This is a genomic window from Yoonia sp. SDW83-1, assembly GCF_046762885.1.
Taxonomy (GTDB): Bacteria; Pseudomonadota; Alphaproteobacteria; order Rhodobacterales; family Rhodobacteraceae; genus Yoonia.
The window spans coordinates 327,273-343,095 of the sequence record NZ_JBKQXO010000001.1 but is presented as its reverse complement, the minus strand read 5'-3'; the positions used below and the strand labels follow the sequence as shown (position 1 = coordinate 343,095).

Annotated in this window: 21 protein-coding genes; 13 read left to right on the top strand and 8 right to left on the bottom strand. The window is 59.2% G+C overall.

Annotated elements, in window-relative coordinates:
* Positions 1–25: 25 nt before the first annotated feature.
* From ACFWW4_RS01750 to ACFWW4_RS01740, 3 genes are all read left to right on the top strand, one after another.
* Positions 26–484 (top strand): Lrp/AsnC family transcriptional regulator, encoded by a 459-nt coding sequence (locus ACFWW4_RS01750; protein WP_411889282.1) that lies wholly within the window; start codon positions 26–28, stop codon positions 482–484.
* A gap of 163 nt (positions 485–647) precedes the next feature.
* A complete protein-coding gene (locus ACFWW4_RS01745; RefSeq protein WP_411889281.1) occupies positions 648–1,937 on the top strand; it encodes a calcium-binding protein in 1,290 nt (429 codons plus the stop codon).
* A gap of 11 nt (positions 1,938–1,948) precedes the next feature.
* Entirely contained in the window at positions 1,949–2,794 is an 846-nt protein-coding gene (locus ACFWW4_RS01740; protein WP_411889280.1) for a transferrin-binding protein-like solute binding protein, read from the top strand.
* Here the strand turns inward: ACFWW4_RS01740 and ACFWW4_RS01735 are convergent.
* The 3 genes from ACFWW4_RS01735 to ACFWW4_RS01725 are packed head-to-tail and all read right to left on the bottom strand — an operon-like array spanning position 2,791 to position 5,762.
* Complete coding sequence (locus ACFWW4_RS01735) at positions 2,791–3,990, bottom strand: Coenzyme F420 hydrogenase/dehydrogenase, beta subunit C-terminal domain (RefSeq protein ID WP_411889279.1); 1,200 nt, start codon at positions 3,988–3,990, stop codon at positions 2,791–2,793. The two genes, ACFWW4_RS01740 and ACFWW4_RS01735, sit on opposite strands and share 4 nt — an antisense overlap.
* A 31-nt stretch (positions 3,991–4,021) precedes the next feature.
* A complete protein-coding gene (locus tag ACFWW4_RS01730) occupies positions 4,022–4,795 on the bottom strand; it encodes an aspartate dehydrogenase (protein WP_411889278.1) in 774 nt (257 codons plus the stop codon).
* Positions 4,796–4,811: 16 nt separating this feature from the next.
* Positions 4,812–5,762 (bottom strand): L-threonylcarbamoyladenylate synthase, encoded by a 951-nt coding sequence (locus ACFWW4_RS01725; protein ID WP_411889277.1) that lies wholly within the window; start codon positions 5,760–5,762, stop codon positions 4,812–4,814.
* Between the two features lie 116 nt (positions 5,763–5,878).
* On the opposite strand from ACFWW4_RS01725, the gene ACFWW4_RS01720 reads away from it, so the two are divergent.
* Both ACFWW4_RS01720 and ACFWW4_RS01715 read left to right on the top strand, forming a co-directional pair.
* On the top strand, positions 5,879–7,582 hold the full coding sequence (locus tag ACFWW4_RS01720; RefSeq protein WP_411889276.1) for an acyl-CoA dehydrogenase: 1,704 nt from the start codon (positions 5,879–5,881) through the stop codon (positions 7,580–7,582).
* Positions 7,582–8,619 (top strand): MBL fold metallo-hydrolase, encoded by a 1,038-nt coding sequence (locus ACFWW4_RS01715; RefSeq protein ID WP_411889275.1) that lies wholly within the window; start codon positions 7,582–7,584, stop codon positions 8,617–8,619. The genes ACFWW4_RS01720 and ACFWW4_RS01715 overlap by 1 nt, the downstream gene beginning before the upstream one ends.
* Here ACFWW4_RS01715 and ACFWW4_RS01710 read toward each other — a convergent pair.
* Genes ACFWW4_RS01710 through ACFWW4_RS01700 form a run of 3 tightly spaced genes read right to left on the bottom strand, consistent with a single transcriptional unit; the run spans position 8,616 to position 10,371 of the window.
* The gene (locus ACFWW4_RS01710; RefSeq protein ID WP_411889274.1) at positions 8,616–9,356 is read right to left on the bottom strand and encodes a hypothetical protein; all 741 of its coding nucleotides are present in this window, start codon (positions 9,354–9,356) and stop codon (positions 8,616–8,618) included. The two genes, ACFWW4_RS01715 and ACFWW4_RS01710, sit on opposite strands and share 4 nt — an antisense overlap.
* Complete coding sequence (locus tag ACFWW4_RS01705; protein ID WP_411889273.1) at positions 9,316–10,131, bottom strand: class II glutamine amidotransferase; 816 nt, start codon at positions 10,129–10,131, stop codon at positions 9,316–9,318. Before ACFWW4_RS01705 ends, ACFWW4_RS01710 begins: the two co-directional genes overlap by 41 nt.
* A complete protein-coding gene (locus tag ACFWW4_RS01700) occupies positions 10,132–10,371 on the bottom strand; it encodes a DUF6356 family protein (protein WP_411889272.1) in 240 nt (79 codons plus the stop codon). It lies immediately after the preceding gene.
* A gap of 106 nt (positions 10,372–10,477) precedes the next feature.
* Here ACFWW4_RS01700 and ACFWW4_RS01695 point away from each other — a divergent pair, with 106 nt between their 5' ends.
* From ACFWW4_RS01695 to ACFWW4_RS01680, 4 genes are all read left to right on the top strand, one after another.
* On the top strand, positions 10,478–10,939 hold the full coding sequence (locus ACFWW4_RS01695; protein WP_411889271.1) for an Lrp/AsnC family transcriptional regulator: 462 nt from the start codon (positions 10,478–10,480) through the stop codon (positions 10,937–10,939).
* Positions 10,936–11,415, top strand: a complete 480-nt coding sequence (locus tag ACFWW4_RS01690; protein WP_411889270.1) for a DUF6173 family protein — start codon at positions 10,936–10,938, stop codon at positions 11,413–11,415. The genes ACFWW4_RS01695 and ACFWW4_RS01690 overlap by 4 nt, the downstream gene beginning before the upstream one ends.
* Positions 11,416–11,480: 65 nt before the next feature.
* Complete coding sequence (locus ACFWW4_RS01685; protein ID WP_411889269.1) at positions 11,481–11,618, top strand: aa3-type cytochrome c oxidase subunit IV; 138 nt, start codon at positions 11,481–11,483, stop codon at positions 11,616–11,618.
* A 6-nt stretch (positions 11,619–11,624) separates the two neighbouring features.
* Positions 11,625–12,239 carry a hypothetical protein gene (locus ACFWW4_RS01680; RefSeq protein ID WP_411889268.1) on the top strand — a complete coding sequence of 205 codons (615 nt, stop codon included), beginning with the start codon at positions 11,625–11,627 and terminating at the stop codon, positions 12,237–12,239.
* Here ACFWW4_RS01680 and ACFWW4_RS01675 read toward each other — a convergent pair.
* Positions 12,223–12,558: an AzlD domain-containing protein gene (locus tag ACFWW4_RS01675; protein ID WP_411889267.1), complete on the bottom strand. Its 336-nt coding sequence runs from the start codon at positions 12,556–12,558 to the stop codon at positions 12,223–12,225. The two genes, ACFWW4_RS01680 and ACFWW4_RS01675, sit on opposite strands and share 17 nt — an antisense overlap.
* Positions 12,555–13,274: an AzlC family ABC transporter permease gene (locus tag ACFWW4_RS01670; protein WP_411889266.1), complete on the bottom strand. Its 720-nt coding sequence runs from the start codon at positions 13,272–13,274 to the stop codon at positions 12,555–12,557. The genes ACFWW4_RS01675 and ACFWW4_RS01670 overlap by 4 nt, the downstream gene beginning before the upstream one ends.
* Before the next feature lie 60 nt (positions 13,275–13,334).
* On the opposite strand from ACFWW4_RS01670, the gene ACFWW4_RS01665 reads away from it, so the two are divergent.
* The 4 genes from ACFWW4_RS01665 to mobB are packed head-to-tail and all read left to right on the top strand — an operon-like array spanning position 13,335 to position 15,815.
* Positions 13,335–14,216 carry a formate dehydrogenase accessory sulfurtransferase FdhD gene (locus ACFWW4_RS01665; RefSeq protein ID WP_411889265.1) on the top strand — a complete coding sequence of 294 codons (882 nt, stop codon included), beginning with the start codon at positions 13,335–13,337 and terminating at the stop codon, positions 14,214–14,216.
* The gene (locus ACFWW4_RS01660) at positions 14,213–14,743 is read left to right on the top strand and encodes a hypothetical protein (protein ID WP_411889264.1); all 531 of its coding nucleotides are present in this window, start codon (positions 14,213–14,215) and stop codon (positions 14,741–14,743) included. The genes ACFWW4_RS01665 and ACFWW4_RS01660 overlap by 4 nt, the downstream gene beginning before the upstream one ends.
* Positions 14,740–15,327, top strand: coding sequence for a molybdenum cofactor guanylyltransferase MobA (gene mobA / locus ACFWW4_RS01655; RefSeq protein ID WP_411889263.1), 588 nt, complete (start codon positions 14,740–14,742; stop codon positions 15,325–15,327). The genes ACFWW4_RS01660 and mobA overlap by 4 nt, the downstream gene beginning before the upstream one ends.
* Positions 15,324–15,815, top strand: a complete 492-nt coding sequence (gene mobB, locus ACFWW4_RS01650; RefSeq protein ID WP_411889262.1) for a molybdopterin-guanine dinucleotide biosynthesis protein B — start codon at positions 15,324–15,326, stop codon at positions 15,813–15,815. The genes mobA and mobB overlap by 4 nt, the downstream gene beginning before the upstream one ends.
* Positions 15,816–15,823: the final 8 nt, after the last annotated feature.

Sequence of the window (15,823 nt, the reverse complement as noted above, 5' to 3'; positions counted from 1 at the left end):
AAATCATCGAAGGATCGTGCGGCAAATGGAACTCGACAGTATCGACCGGCGAATCCTTGAGGTTCTGCAGAAGAAAGGGCGCATGTCCAATGCCGAACTGTCCGAGGTCGCCAACCTATCGCCGTCAGCCTGTCACCGGCGGGTGCAACGGCTTGAGAAAGACGGCTATATTCGTGACTACGTGGCCCTCCTTAACCCGCGCAAGGTGGGGCGACCGACCACTGTTTTCGTCGAAATCACGCTGAGCGGACAGGCGGACGAGGTTCTGGATGCGTTCGAAAGGGCGGTCGCACTGGTGCCGGACGTGCTGGAATGTCACCTGATGGCTGGTACGGCGGATTATCTGCTGAAAGTAGTGGCCGGCGACACCGAGGATTTCGCCCGTATCCACCGGCGGTATCTGGCAACCCTGCCTGGGGTGGCGCAAATGCAATCGTCCTTTGCGCTGCGAACGGTGCGGCAGACGACGGCGCTTCCCGTTTGACCGCCGTTCGGCAAAAAACCGCACAAATGCGCAGGAAAATCGCAACCTTTGACGACTATGGTGCCGAATAATTCGTGCTTTCGTCACAATTTGGCCATGTCCGATAGCAACCAGATGCCAAAAGCGATTTATGCGCAAATCGTGGTAGGCAAGGAAAGTGTTGATGACGTATCGGTTGAGCACAGCCACTTTTGATGGACGAACCCAAAACCTCAAATGGGATGACGATGAACTGGGCCGCGCAAGTGATGAGATCACGTGGTCGATGTCTTTGGCCGGGCTTGATTTTGATGGGATGGAGTACTCCATCAGCCAGTTCGAACAGGCCGTTGAGGCAGCATTTGATGCATGGGCCGCGGTTGCCAATCTGACATTTCGCATGGTGACTGGTGACGCGGATATCGATGTCATCACAGCCACTGAGGCACAGGAACCGCTTTTGGCTGGCAACACAGTGGGTCTGGCTCGTTACAGCTTTTCGAGCGGTGCTGATCGGTTCAATGATGTGGCGGAGATTTTTGCATCTACCGTCTACATGGATCTCGAACCGACGTGGAGCCCCTTTGGCGGCAGCGACACCAACCCCAACGACGCGGATGGTGATCTGAGTTTCTTTGGCGTGGTCCTGCACGAGATCGGCCATGCGCTGGGCCTTGATCATGTGGATGATACTTCTGAAATCATGAACGACACGATTTCGACAAATTCGCTGGGTGACGGCGATATTGCCGGTATTCAGGCGCTTTATGGGGTGCGCAACTATGGCACCGAGAGTAGTGACAACATCGATATTGCCAACAGCAGTGACGGGCAGTTGATCTTGGCTCGTGCCGGGAATGATGTCGTTTCCGCAACGCAAGGCAATGATCAGATTTTTGGTGGGCTTGGCAATGATCAAATTTCCGGCAACGGCGGCAATGACCTGATCGTCGATACTTTTGGCAACAACACCCTAAATGGCAATGACAATAATGATGTGATCGTTGGTGGCTTTGGCAACATGACCGCAGACGGCGGATCAGGTGCCGACATCCTGCTTGGTGGTGTCGGTGATGATACGTTGCGCGGCGGCAGCGGCAATGACACGTTGCGCGGCGACCCCGGTGGGTTCTTTTTTGGGGATGACACGCTCGTGGCTGGCACCGGAACCGACTATCTTCAGGGTGGCGGCGGTGCCGATACATTCGAATTCAATACTGGTGACGGCACCAACTTCATTGCTGAATTGAACATCGATACTGACAACCCAGCGAATACCATCGCACTCGCGGCTGATTTCGACAGTGGAATTGACCAGATCCGCCTAAACAGTTTTGGCTATGCTAGTGAGGCAGAGGTGTTTGACCATTTCACAACGGTCGATAGCAATGCGGTATTCTCTGATCAAGGCACAACAATTCACTTCGTCGGGTTGGCGATCACTGACCTTTCAGAAAACGACTTCCTGATATGATGGGACCTCATATGATCAAGATCGCACGCAACGTATTTCTGACTGTTTGCGCGAGCGTCTTGCTGAGCGCTTGCGGCGGCGGTGGCGGTGATGACGGTAACTCGGGTGAGCCTACCGCACCCGACGTGACCGGCGGGGTTGTAGGAAGTGCGACAGTCTTCAGCAATGCGAGCGTGACCGAAGATTCGGCCCTACGCTATGTCGCTGTCACTACTTCGGGTGCGGGTTCCAACGGGAATACCGGCGCGCTGGATCATGATGGCAACCTGATTACCGGTGGCCTGCTGGGTGGAAATTTGAACGGTGGGCGAACGCAAGTAGACCTGACCGACGGTGGTTTGGCCAACCTGACAAATCCGAACGGCCAGCAATACGTGCGGTTTTTCAATCTTGAGGGATCGCAGTTCAATCGCTTTGGTGTTGTTGGTATTCAAAGCGGGGCCGCCAACGTCCCCGATAGTGGTGGGGCGACTTACAACGGCATTGTTGAGATGCAGGCAGCAAACTCGGATGATAGCTATGATCTGACCGGAACTGTGAATATCACAGCGACGTTCGCTGGTAGTGGCAACGTCACTTCTGCGTTCACTCAACTATCGGGCACTGGCAACACTTCCGGTTTTGTTGGAACGGGTGATACTGGCACCATCACAATATCCAACGCGACAATTTCGAACGGCGCGTTTACGGGGGGGGCTGCGTCTGGCACGGGCCCGTTGTTCGACGACATTTCGGGCGCGGCTAACTTATCTGGGACACGCGGGGAATTCTTCGGTCCAGCAGCAGACGAAGTTGGCGGCATTTTGTCGATATCGCAAGGCGATCTTGAGATCCTGGGCGTCTACAGCGCGGATTAATGCCGCTCACCATCTTCCCGCTCTAACCCATATGGCGTCGCCAGGTTCCAGACATGCTCTGGCACCATGTTTTTCATCTTCGCCGGTTCCGCCCGGCGCAGATGCAGGACGGTTTCAGCCGCCTTCATCTCGACCCTTGCGCGGGCGAATTCCAGGCCCCTTGGTCCGATCCGCGGCATCAGCCAGCCCATGATCCCGCGCAGCCAGTCTGGCATCCGGCGCAATGGCAGCCCGCCTGCGGCCAGCCGCGTGTTTTCGACAAACCCTTTCACCGATCCAGCCCGTTTGCCCCGTGATCCGGGTGGTTCCAGCGTCACCTCGCAATCCAAAGCGGCCAGCATCTCGGCCCCCCGCGCATTGCGGACGATCAGCCATTGTTCCCCTTCGCCAGCCATATAGCCCACAGTGATATCGGCGAGCCGGTTGGTGTAATCCACGCAGGTGCGGCAGGTCAGCGGAAAGAAATCGTCAGGCAGATCGCTGATGGGAAGCTTCAGGAACGGGATCAGGCGCTGTGTGCCATCGGCAAAGCGCAGTTCCACGTGATAATCCGCCCGAAACTCCAGATAGGTCACTGTCTCTGGCGCGTCGGTCAACAGGCCGAGGAAATCGTGAAAGTTCTCGGTTGTCGTGTTGTCGGAACACGGTGTACCGATGACATAAATCCGGTCAAATCCCAGTTCGGCTTCCAGCGCGCGCAAGGCGTAGATCTGGCAGGGGATACCGATGACGGCGATGCGTGTGTGGCCTGCGTCCCGCGCCGGTTCGAGCAGCGCCAGAAGGGGGGCGTAGCCCATCCGCATGCCGCGCGCTTCGGCCATGTCGGCGGGGTCAGTAATGATGGCGGGGCGTGGTCGCCAGCGATCCGCCGGGTCCGGCACCATGGTCAGCACCGCATCCACAGCACCGGTTTCCAGCAACCTTTCGGCCAGTCGTGTGGTCAGCCCAGTCCATTGCGCGCCCGTCCGGGCGGGGTGCAGTGCAGCGCGATACATTACTTGGGACACGCCAAAGAACCGTTCGTCACCTGCATCGGCGGCGGCGCGGCCATGCACCTGCGCCTCCAACGCCGGATAGTCCGGCTTGATGAACTGGCAGGCCTTGCCGCAAGCTGACGGGTCTGCCATCCGCGATACGCCGCAATCGGTGCACAAGCCGCGCGGGGCCGGATCTGCAAAAGTCGGGGTGGTGATCATGCCCGCAGCCTAGTCGCAATGACGGGGGTGTCTAGAACCCAATCTGCCGCTGGCGGTCGACGAGTGCTGCAACCACGCTCATCGCCGCAAGGGCAGAGCTGCGCGGGTTGTCCGGCAGGCTGTTGCCAGCGATTGTGAACTGCATTTCGCCAAAATCACCACTGGCGCTGATCTGGTGGATGTTGGTGGTCACGCTAGGATCGGCGATCAGCTCTACTTTTGTCCTGTCCAGCCCAATTCCGGCGAGCGCCACCGCTGCCGCCACATTGGCGTTCTTGAGGTAGGCCAGCGCGGCCTCGCGAGCGGACCCTTTGAAATGTACGGCGGCCTCTGTGATTGCATCAAGATCGAGCGTCTTTTCTGCAGGCGAGCCGCGCCAACCGTTAGGTGGTTTGCGTCCGGTGTAGGTCACCTGATCAAGCTGCCCCACCGCAGCCGCCCGCAATGCATCAAGCCCGCCAATGGCGCCAGTAGCCAGCGACAGGCGCGCGCTACCAGTCTGCGCCGCTGCCAACAGCCGGTCATACAGATCAGCGTCTGCCAGCGCGCCCAACGATACGGTCAGCATGTCGATTCCGCGTGCCAGGGCGGCGGGTCCATGGGCTGCCAATGCCGCATGGCCGCCGCAATCGACGATCAGATCAACCGCCCCCGGCAGATCATCGACGGACGAGATGCTTGGCGGTGATCCTGCCATTTCCTTGCCTGGTCGGACGATCTGGGCGATCTCTACGATCTGGCGCCGCTTGATTTGTGTGCGGACATAGCCTGCGATCGCCCCTTGACCGATGATTGCAATTTTCATGCTGGTTCTACCTTATCTACTCGCGCGGGGCCGCAGCCCGGCGCAGACGATCGTTAATGGCGCGTCCCAGTCCGTGGTCGGGGATGGGTGAAACGGCAATCCGCTTTGCACCCATCGCGTCTAACCGGTGCAGGCAATCAAACAGCCGCGCCGCAGCCTCGGTCAGATCGCCCGAGGGCGAGAGGTTCAGCGGTGCATCGACCGGTCCGAAACCCAACAAGACCTCGTTCGGAGCCGCGTTTTCGGCATTGAGCCGCACCGTACCGGTGGGCGCGTAATGCGAAACGAGTTGGCCGGGTGCCTGCGGCGTTGCTGGGTCCGTCGCCACTGCCAATGGCTGACCCAGACACGCCTCTAGGGCCTCGGCAGGTATCCCCCCGGCGCGCAGCAGCGTCGGTAATCCGACGCAGCTGACAATTGTGGATTCCACGCCTACACCACATGGTCCGCCATCAACCAATCCGTTGATTTTATTGCCAAGCCCGGCCTTGACGTGTGCTGCCGTCGTTGGGCTGACCCGCCCTGACGGGTTCGCGGACGGGGCTGCTATCGGCCCGCCGAAAGCCTGCAGTAGCCCTTGGGCGACGGGATGATCAGGCACACGCACCGCCAGTGTATCCAGCCCTGCCGTGACCAGTTTGGAGATGCCTGCATCGGCCTTTAGCGGCAGCACAAGCGTCAATGCACCGGGCCAGAATGCTCCGGCCAACCGCCGTGCATCATCGTTGAACCGGCAGAGGTTTTCTGCGGCCGAAAGGTCAGGCAAATGCACGATGAGCGGGTTGAAACTGGGGCGTCCCTTGGCGGCGAAGATGGCTGCGACAGCAGTGTCATTGCGGGCATCCGCCCCCAGCCCATAGACCGTTTCGGTTGGGAACGACACCAAGCCACCACGCGCCAGAATGGCAGCGGCTTGCGCCAACCCGGTCGGATCGGGGCCAAATGTCTGTAAGGTCGCATTGGTCATGACGTGGCGTTTTGCTAGATGGGTGTGGGGCTGTCAGGTAGGTTAGAATGGAATTGAAGATGCATAACTGTGGCGTCCTCCTTTGCCAAGTCACAGCATAAACCGGAGAGAAAACAATGCCTTATCGCGCCCCTGTCAGCGATTTCCGCTTTCTGATGGACCATGTCGTCGGCTTTGCCGATGTGGCGGCGACCGAACGGTTCGCCGAAGCCACCCCCGATATGGTCGACGCGATCCTGACGGAGGCGGCGAAAATGTGCGAAGAAATCCTCGCCCCGTTGAACCGCAACGGTGATCTGCATCCGGCGCATTTGGAAAACGGTGTTGTGCGCACCTCGCCCGGATTTGCCGATGGATATAAGGCGATTGCCGAGGGTGGCTGGATTGGCATGTCGGCTGATCCAGAAAACGGCGGTATGGGTTTGCCGATGACATTGACAACGACGGTCAATGAAATGATGTCGTCAGCCTGTTTGGCGCTGCAACTGAACCCCTTGATGACCCAAGGCCAGATCGAGGCGCTGGAGCATCACGCATCCGACGCGATCAAGGAAACCTATCTGCCCAAGCTGATTTCCGGCGAATGGTGCGGCACGATGAACCTGACCGAACCGCAGGCCGGGTCTGACGTGGGCGCGCTGCGATCCAAGGCCGAGCCGAATGGCGATGGCAGCTATGCGATCACCGGCCAGAAGATCTATATCAGCTGGGCCGATAATGATTTCACGGAAAATGTCTGCCACCTTGTGTTGGCGCGATTGCCTGATGGTGTGCCCGGGACCAAGGGCATCAGCCTGTTCATGGTGCCCAAATTCATTCCCAACGAGGCTGGAAATCCTGGCAAACAGAACGACCTGCGGGTGGTGAGCCTTGAACACAAGATGGGCCTGCATGGATCGCCTACCGCCGTCATGGAATACTCCGGCGCGACTGGCTGGCTGGTCGGCCCGGCGCACGGCGGCATGGCCGCGATGTTCACGATGATGAACAATGCCCGCCTTGGCGTTGGCGTTCAGGGTATCGGCGCGGCGGAAGGTGCGCTACAGCACGCGCTGGCCTATGCGCAAGAGCGCAAACAAGGCAAGGCCCCCGGCACCGGTACGATTATCGAACATGCTGACGTGCGCCGCATGCTGACCACGATGAAGGCGGATATTTATGCCGCCCGCGCCATCGCGCTGATGAACGCCGTTGCCATCGACATGGCGCTGGCGACCAATGATGCAGGGTGGAAAGCCCGCGCTGCCTTCCTGACTCCCATCGGCAAAGCCTTTGGCACAGATGTGGGCATTGAAGCGTCGAGCACCGGTGTGCAGGTCCATGGCGGCATGGGCTTTATCGAGGAAACGGGTGCCGCCCAGTATTCCCGCGATGTGCGTGTGACCGCGATCTACGAAGGTACCAATGGTATTCAGGCTATGGATCTTGTCGCGCGCAAGCTGATGGACGGGGGCGAGGCAGCCTTCCGTCTGCTGGAAGAAATCCAGCAAGGGGCCGAAGCCGCCAAGGCGACATGCCCCGAACTGGCAGAGGCTGTATGGGATGCGGCTGAGTCCCTGCGCGAGACGACCGAATGGCTGGTCGAACAGGGCGATTTGAACCAGCGTTTCGCGGGTGCCGTGCCTTACCTGCGCGCCTTTGCCCGTGTGCTGGGCGGGCATGTGCATCTGGCCTCTGCGCTGGCTGGCGATGAGGCACGCGAAAAACTCGCCACCTTCTATATCAAGCGCCTGCTGCCGGAACATATCGGCCTGCTGGCCCATGTGCGTGAAGGTGCGGACGATCTGATGGCGATCACGCCGGAAGAACTGGCCGCCTGATGGCTGACGGCGCAAGCGGTATCCGTTATCCCTTTGCGGAGCCGCCCGGCGAAGGCGAAGCAATCGAGATCGCCGACGGTGTGTTCTGGATGCGCCTCCCGCTGCCGATGGCGCTGGATCATGTGAATGTCTATGCGCTGGACGACGGCGACGGATGGACGGTGATCGACACCGGTTTTGCGTCAAAACGCAGCCGCGCGATCTGGAACGCGTTGCTGGATGGCCCCTTGACGGGCAAACCGGTGACCCGCCTGATCGTGACCCATCATCATCCGGACCACGTGGGGCTGGCAGGTTGGTTCATAACCAAAGGCGCCGACCTGCATATGCCTCGCACTGGCTGGCTGATGGCGCGGATGCTGACGATGGACCTACAGGAACAGGCCACGTCAGAGACGCTGGAGTTTTACCGGCGCGCTGGCATGGACGAGGCTGAATTCGAGAAACGCAAAACAGATCGCCCATTCAATTTCGCCGATTGTGTCGTGCCGCTGCCTGTTGGTTATGCCCGGCTGAAAGAGGGTGAGACCATCAGCATGGGCGGGCGCGTGTGGGATATCCGCATGGGTGACGGGCACGCGCCGGAACACGCAACGTTTTGGAGCCGGGATGACAATCTGGTCATTGGCGGCGATCAGTTGCTGCCGTCGATCAGCGCCAATCTGGGCGTCTACCCGACTGAGCCGGAGGCTGATCCGGTGACGGATTGGATCGCATCTTGCGAACGTCTGGCCCCTTTTGCCCGCGACGATCAATTGGTGCTGGGTGGGCACAAGCTGCCCTTTACCGGCTTGCCACTGCGGATCAGCCAGATGATCGAAAACCACCATGGCGCATTGGCGCGGCTGCTGGATCACCTGACAGAACCGCGCACGGCGGGTGAATGCTTTGCCCCGCTTTTCAAGCGCAGTATTGGATCGGGTGAATACGGACTGGCCCTGGTTGAGGCGGTGGCGCATCTGAACCACTTGCATCAGACAGGAAAAGCCATGCGGGAGCTGACGGATCAGGGGGCCTGGGTCTATCGTGCCATCTAGGACACGTTGGTATCAACCAGTCCGAAGAACGCGCCAGCCGGGTCTGACATCACGACCAGTTCGCCCATATGCGGGATGACTTCGGGGTGGACCTGAATGATGCCGCCAGCCCGCCGCGCCCGCTCTGTATCGCCGCCAACACTGGATGATCGAAAATAGGGGATCCAGCGCGGCGGATGGATGTCCACATCGCTGTTGCGCAGGAAAAGGCGAGGCGTGGATCGGTCGCGGAGCATGATGCCGGTGTCTGTCGGGACGGCCTGCAGATCAAGGGCGGCGGCATAGAAATCCGCTGCCTCTATCGCGCCCGGACCCCAGAACTCTGCCATGCAGGGATCGCCATATTGGTCGTGTGCAGGGACATCCTGGTCCAGGGAAATGAGTGCGAAGGGATAGCCGCGATTGTCGAGCGCGTTCAGCAGCAAGCCCAGATCACCAAGGCGGTGAATGCCCTGACCGACATCGCCGCCACCGGCAATGATTGCCTTTTCAGCCTTCTCCAGATCGCCCGAAAACCACAGGTTCCAACGCGGTGCAGCAAACGATCCCATCGCCATGAACTGATTGCCGAATATCCGCTTGCGGTTGACGATATTGGGCATCGCGCCCCATGGGGGAACGTGCAGAGGACGCGACCACCACCCGAAAACCGTTTCATAAAATGCGATCCCGGCCTGGACCCGCTGGGCGTTCAGCTCAAGCCAGATGGGCCGTCCGGGACGGATCTGCTGTGTCATTGGTACGCTTCCCCAGGGTCAACCCCATCACCGGTTCTAACCCGGCTTGCGTGATGGTGCAAAGCGTATCGTCAGGCACCGCTGTCCAACGCGATGCCACACCGCAGAGCGGTTCTGACGCCAGCGCGCGCCCGCCATTGTCCAGCACACCGGATACATAAAGTGTCGGACTGATGCCATTAGAGCCGTGCCGAAAGGCATAGAGCGTTTGCCCGTCAGAGAAGACGCAGGTCAGCTTGATGGGACCCTGATCAGTGGCTGGGCCGATAGTGGTAAGGGTTTGTTGCACTGCCGATGTCGGGTCATTCTCCAGCCCGTGATGCAGCAATGTCAAAAAGATCATCTCGCTATCTGTGGTGCCGCGCCGCAAATCGAACAGATGGTCTGGCAACGCCGCCATCATCCGTCGCTTGATTGCCCCGAAATGTGGGATCTGCCCGTTATGGCAGAACGACCAGTTCTTGCAAGTGAAGGGGTGACAGTTGGTTCGGCTGGTTTCGCCCACCGTCGATGCCCTGATATGGGCGATGAAATGGTGTGAGCGGACCATCCGGCACAGGTTGGTCAGGTTGTCATCCGCCCAGGCGGGCAGCACGTCGCGGTAAAGCCCCGGTTCCGGGTTGTCGCCATACCAACTGATCCCGAAACCGTCGCCATTGACCGCTAGCTTTGCCTCAGTCGCGTGCTGGCTTTGCGTCAGAAGCGAATGGTTCGGCCGGACGACGATGTTTTCAAGCGGGATCGCGGGGCCGGTATAGGCAGCAATGCGGCACATTCAGTGGCGGGCCATGATCCGGGCATGCAGCCGCTTGAGGATACGGCTGGCCGTGGTTTCACAGAGTGCGGGAATGATGGCGTGGATCAGGGCGGCAATCGCCGCCACGCCGAGCCAGAAAGAGAAACCGAAGGCAAAGCGCATATGTCCAAAATAGGTTTCGTTCACCGTCGCCGGGTGATCAAGAAAGATCGCGGCAAATGGATTGCGGCGGCCGGTGCTGTGGCTTGCGTCGGACATTAGAAGTTCCTTTGGCTGGTCTTGGGTGCAGATTATGCGAAGGGTCGTGCCAAGTGATCCCAAATATGATTGCATGATCGCAAAATATTGGGATATCGTCCCAATTATGACAGAGAAGATAGATGTAATAGACCGCGCGATCCTGCGCTTGTTGCAAAATGACGCCACGCTTTCGGTGGATGATGTCAGCAGCATGGTCAACCTGTCGCGCAATGCCTGCTGGCGCCGGATCAAGGCGCTGGAACAGGCGGGGGTCATCAGGGGCCGCGTTGCCCTTGTGAACCCGGCCAGCGTGGGCGTGCCGCTGACCGCCATGGTGCTGATCCGCACCAACGCCCATGACGCCAAATGGATGGATCAGTTCCAGGCAGCTTTGCGCGCGCTGCCGGAGGTCGTCGGTGCCTACCGCATGACCGGTGATCTGGACTACGTGCTGCGGGTGCGGGTTGCCGATGTGCCGGCCTATGATGCGTTCTATAAACGGCTGACATCACGGATTTCTGTCTCGGATATCTCTGCCAGTTTCGTTATGGAAGAGATCAAGGAAACAACGGCGGTGCCCCTATGACCCAGACGACCATGAGTATCGACACCTCGGCAGAGCTGCTGGAGAACGACATTCTGCCCAAGATGAAAGAGGTGCATACCGATCCTAATGTCGGCTGTCCTTCTGACAAGGAACTGCCCAAGGCGTTGGTGGAATCCACAGCCGAGAAAAGCCCGGCGCAATGGGCCTATGAACGAATCATCATGTATATCCAGAATTTCGAACAGCAGTTGGACAATGACCACGAGGTAGGCATGGGGCTGGCCGGAGGGAATGTTGGCGTGATCCGGATCGAAGGGCTGGGCTATTATGATCCGGACATCGTGACCTATTACGGCACGAACGAAATTGGGGCAAAAACCCAGCTGATCCAGCATGTCAGCCAGTTGAATGTCACCCTTGTAGCGAGCCCCAAACACATTGATCAGCCAGAACCGAACCGCATCGGTTTCCGCCTGGCCGAGGCGCTTGAGCGGTCCGAGAATGTGACGACCTGACCGGGTGACAGCCCGTTTTTTATCGGCTATGCGGTGACCAAGCAGAATTACGAAAGGGCCGAAAGATGGCTGACGATTACAAACCGGGTGAAATGGATATCAGCGTTCAGGAAAAGACCTTTGCAGGCTTTATCAGCATGGTCACCAAGGGCGCGATCATCTGCATTCTGGTGTTGATCTTTATTGCTCTGGTCAACGCCTAGGCCTTTATGAAACGGCGTCAGTTCCTGATCGGCTTGCCGCTGGCCGTGTCTGCGTGCACGGCGCAAGAGGTGTGGGCCCCTGACGATGTGATTGCCCGCGCCATCCATCGTGGCACAGGGCCGAAATCCCTAACGCTTTATACCATGAAGAATACAGGGTCCGATAACGGGGCCCATTCGGCGCTGATGATCGACGCCAGCCAACGGGTCATGTTTGACCCGGCTGGATCGTGGAAACAGGCCCGGATGCCGGAACGCAATGACGTGCTGTTTGGTGTGACCCCGGAGCTGGAACAGTATTATGTGAGCTTTCATGCCCGCGTCACCTATTACGTGGTTGGACAGCAGATCGAGGTGTCGCCAGAGGTGGCTGAGCGCGCATTGATCCTAGCCCTGTCGAACGGCCCGGTGGCGCAGGCCAATTGTACCCGCGCCACGTCACGCCTGATCGGACAGCTTCCGGGGTTTGAAAGCATTCGCCAGACGTGGTTTCCCAACAAGTTGTCGGATGATTTTGCGAAGCTTCCCGGGGTCACGACCCGTGAATATCGCGAGGCCGATGCCGACGACAAAAGCATTGCCGCCCGCGAAATCGACGCAGCCCTCAGAGCAGGGCAGTAACGCCCAACCCGGCATAGAGCGTAACCGCGCCCCCAATGATCCCCCACAGCACATTGCGCGTCCACAGGCCGATGGCGAGGGTCGCGATGGCGGCGATCATGCGCACCAGATCTGGCTGACCTCCGGTTGCGGCCGGCCAAAGCACCAGCGGTGCCACCATCCCCGGCAATACGGCGACCGGCGTAAATCGCAACAGTCGCAAGATGATGGGTGGCATGGGGCGATCCCCGATCAGCCCCAGAAACGAAAATCGGATCAGGAATGTGCCCACGGCCAGAACGGCGATAATTCCCCAAATTTCGGCACTCGAATAGGTCATGCGCGCGGTTCCATCCATGTTTCGACAGCGGCCCCGGTGACCATGGCGGCCAGCGCTGCGATCAACAGGCCCGTGCCGGATGGCAGGCTGATCAGGGCCAGCGCCACAATGATTGACACTGCTGCTGCGGCGACATGCGCCAGCGATTTCATCATTGGCCCGACCATGGCCAGAAATGTGATCGGCAGGATGAAATCCAGCGCCCAAGCCTCTGGAATGGCCTCGCCCGCGTAGATCCCAACAAGCGTCATGCCGTACCAAAGTGGGGTGATTGGCGTCGCGACCCCGACAAAATACTGGAACCGCTCTGCCACAGTCATTTCCGGCCGCGCCTCGTACCGGGTGATGCTGGTGATATAGGTCTGGTCGAAGTTCAGATAGGACACCAGCGCCCTTTGCCACAGCGGGGCCGCCCCCAAATGCGGAACAAGCGATGCCGAATACATCGCCATGCGCAGGTTCACCGCCAGTGCCGCCAGCAGTACAAAAATGATGCCTGCGTTTTCCATCATCATTTGCAGCGCCGCGAACTGAGCCGCTCCCGCGATCACCAGCACGGTGAACCCCATGGCCTGCGCCAAGGTGAGCCCTGCATCGGTAGCCACCACCCCGAACAACGTCGAAAACGGGATCACGACAAAAATGAACGGCCAGCCATCGCGCACACCGGCAAGATAGGCATTTTTGGCAGGTGCTTTGGCGGTGGAAACTGACATCTGATTGCCCTAGCTTGGCAGCGTTGCGACAGGCTTAACCGGGCAGGCAGGGAATGACAATTGGCGCGTCTTGGTGACATTTCTGATTATCTGATCGCCCCGGTACCCGGGGCGGCCCGGCTGACCCGCGCTGTCACGGGGACCGACCAGAACGGGCAGGCGGTTGACCTGAACGTAGTTGAAGAACGCCCGCTGACCATCTTTCTGAACGGCCAGGAGATTGTGACCGCCATGACGATTGGCGATTATCCCGAATACCTAGCCCTCGGGTTTCTGCGCAATCAGGGCATGTTGCGCGAAGGTGAGGCGATCAAGGGCGTCGATTACGACGAAGAACTGGAAACCGTGGTGGTGCGGACCGAAGGCACCACGACTTTTGAGGACAAGCTGAAGAAAAAGACGCGCACAAGCGGCTGCGCGGTTGGCACCGTTTTTGGCGATATGATGGAAGGGTTGGAGGGTGTTGTGCTGCCTGATGTGCAGGTGAAAACTTCCGACCTCTATGCGCTCGCCGCGCAGATCAACCGCACCCCGTCGCTGTATCTTGAGGCCGGCGCTATCCATGGCACGGTGCTGTGTCAGGGCGCGCGCCCTTTGGTCTATATGGAGGATGTGGGACGGCACAACGCGGTGGACAAAATCGCCGGCTGGATGCTGTCCGAAAGGGTAAGTGCCGCCGACAAGCTGCTTTATACAACCGGGCGCCTGACATCCGAAATGGTCATCAAAACGGCCCTGATGGGCATCCCGGTGCTGGCCTCGCGGTCGGGCTTCACAGCATGGGGGGTCGAGATCGCCCAGCAGGTGGGCCTGACCCTGATCGGTCGGATGAAAGGGCAACGGTTCGTGTGCCTGGCCGGGGAGGATCGCCTGGTGCGCGATGCGGACCCGGCGCAGGTGGCCGATGAGCCAAGGAAAAGCCGGCGGAAGGGGTCGGGATGAGTGAATCTATCTTGGTAAACTACACCATTGAACCAAAACTCATGCTCCATGCGATGGTGCAGACGGGGCAGAGTCTCATGAAGCGTTATCAGGTCGTGATGACTACTTTCTATATGTTGTCGGTCATTTTGATGTGTACCGGAGGCGCCGCCGTTGCTAGCGCAATCGCGGCCTATGTGACCGAAGATCGTTCATCGATCAGATTGATCGCGTTCCTTGGCGCATTGGCCGGTGCAGTTTTTCATCTCTACTTCCAGCAATGGCCATATAAGATCATGGCTCGGTTTGCCGCCGGTTCGAAATATGGTCGTGGCCCACAGCAGGCGCTTTTCGATAGAGAAGGCATAACGTTTTCCAACGCGACTTCTAAATGGAAGACCAGTTGGGCCGGAGTCGAAGACATTCATCTGGGGAAGGATGTCTTCACTTTCCGCGTCGCAGCCATAGCGTTCATGCTGCCGCGGTCTGCAGTGGATGAACCCGATGCGTTGCTTGCGCAGTTGAACACTTGGAAGAGTGCTGGATGACCCAACCTCTCGGCGTCATACTCGCAGGTGGGCAGGCGACCCGGATGGGAGGCGGTGACAAGGGGCGTTTGCAGTTAGGTGACCGGACGATCTTGTCTCATGTGATTGAGCGATTGGAACCGCAAGTGGCGGGCCTTGCGTTGAATGCCAACGGTGATCCGGACCGTTTTGCTGATATGGGTCTGCCGGTGATTCCTGATAGCATTGACGGATTTGCCGGACCATTATCCGGTGTGCTGGCGGGGCTGGACTGGGCCGCAACGCAAGGGGCCAGCCATATTGTGACGGCCGCAGCAGACACCCCATTCTTTCCCTGCGATCTGGTTCCCCGTTTGATGCTGGCGGCCGAACAGGCCGGGACCACCATGGCCCTTGCCGCCACGCCGGGCGGGCGGCATCCGACCTTTGGTCTTTGGCCTGTGGCCTTGCGCGACGATTTGCGGGCCGCTTTGCACGGCGGATTGCGCAAGGTTGTGCTGTGGACCGACAGGCATGGTTGTGGCATGGCTGAATTTCCTGACGACGCCGCCTTTTTCAACGTCAACACGCCGGATGATCTGGCCACAGCCGAGGCGATGTTATGAGGATTTATGGCATTGTCGGCTACAAGAACGCAGGCAAGACTGGCCTGATGGAACGGTTAGTGACCGAGATCACAGGCCGTGGTTTCAGCGTTTCGACCCTGAAGCATGCCCATCATACCTTTGATGTCGATCAGCCCGGCAAAGACAGTTACCGCCACCGAACTGCCGGAGCGCAGCAGGTCTTATTGGCATCGCGCGCGCGGTGGGCGTTGATGACGGAAATCCAGGATGCAGAGGAACCGCCGCTGGCCGATCTGCTGACCCGTCTTGATCCTGTCGACCTTGTGCTGGTCGAAGGCTACAAGCGCGATGGCCATGCCAAGGTCGAGGCGCATCGCGCTGAAACCGGCAACCCGCTGATTGCTCGCGATGACCAGACAGTGCGCGCGGTGGCCAGCGACACCGCGCTTGACCTTGATCGACCGGTGTTTGACCTGAACGACACGACGGCGATCGCCAATTTCATCCTGTCAGAGGTCGGCTTGTGAGATTCGAC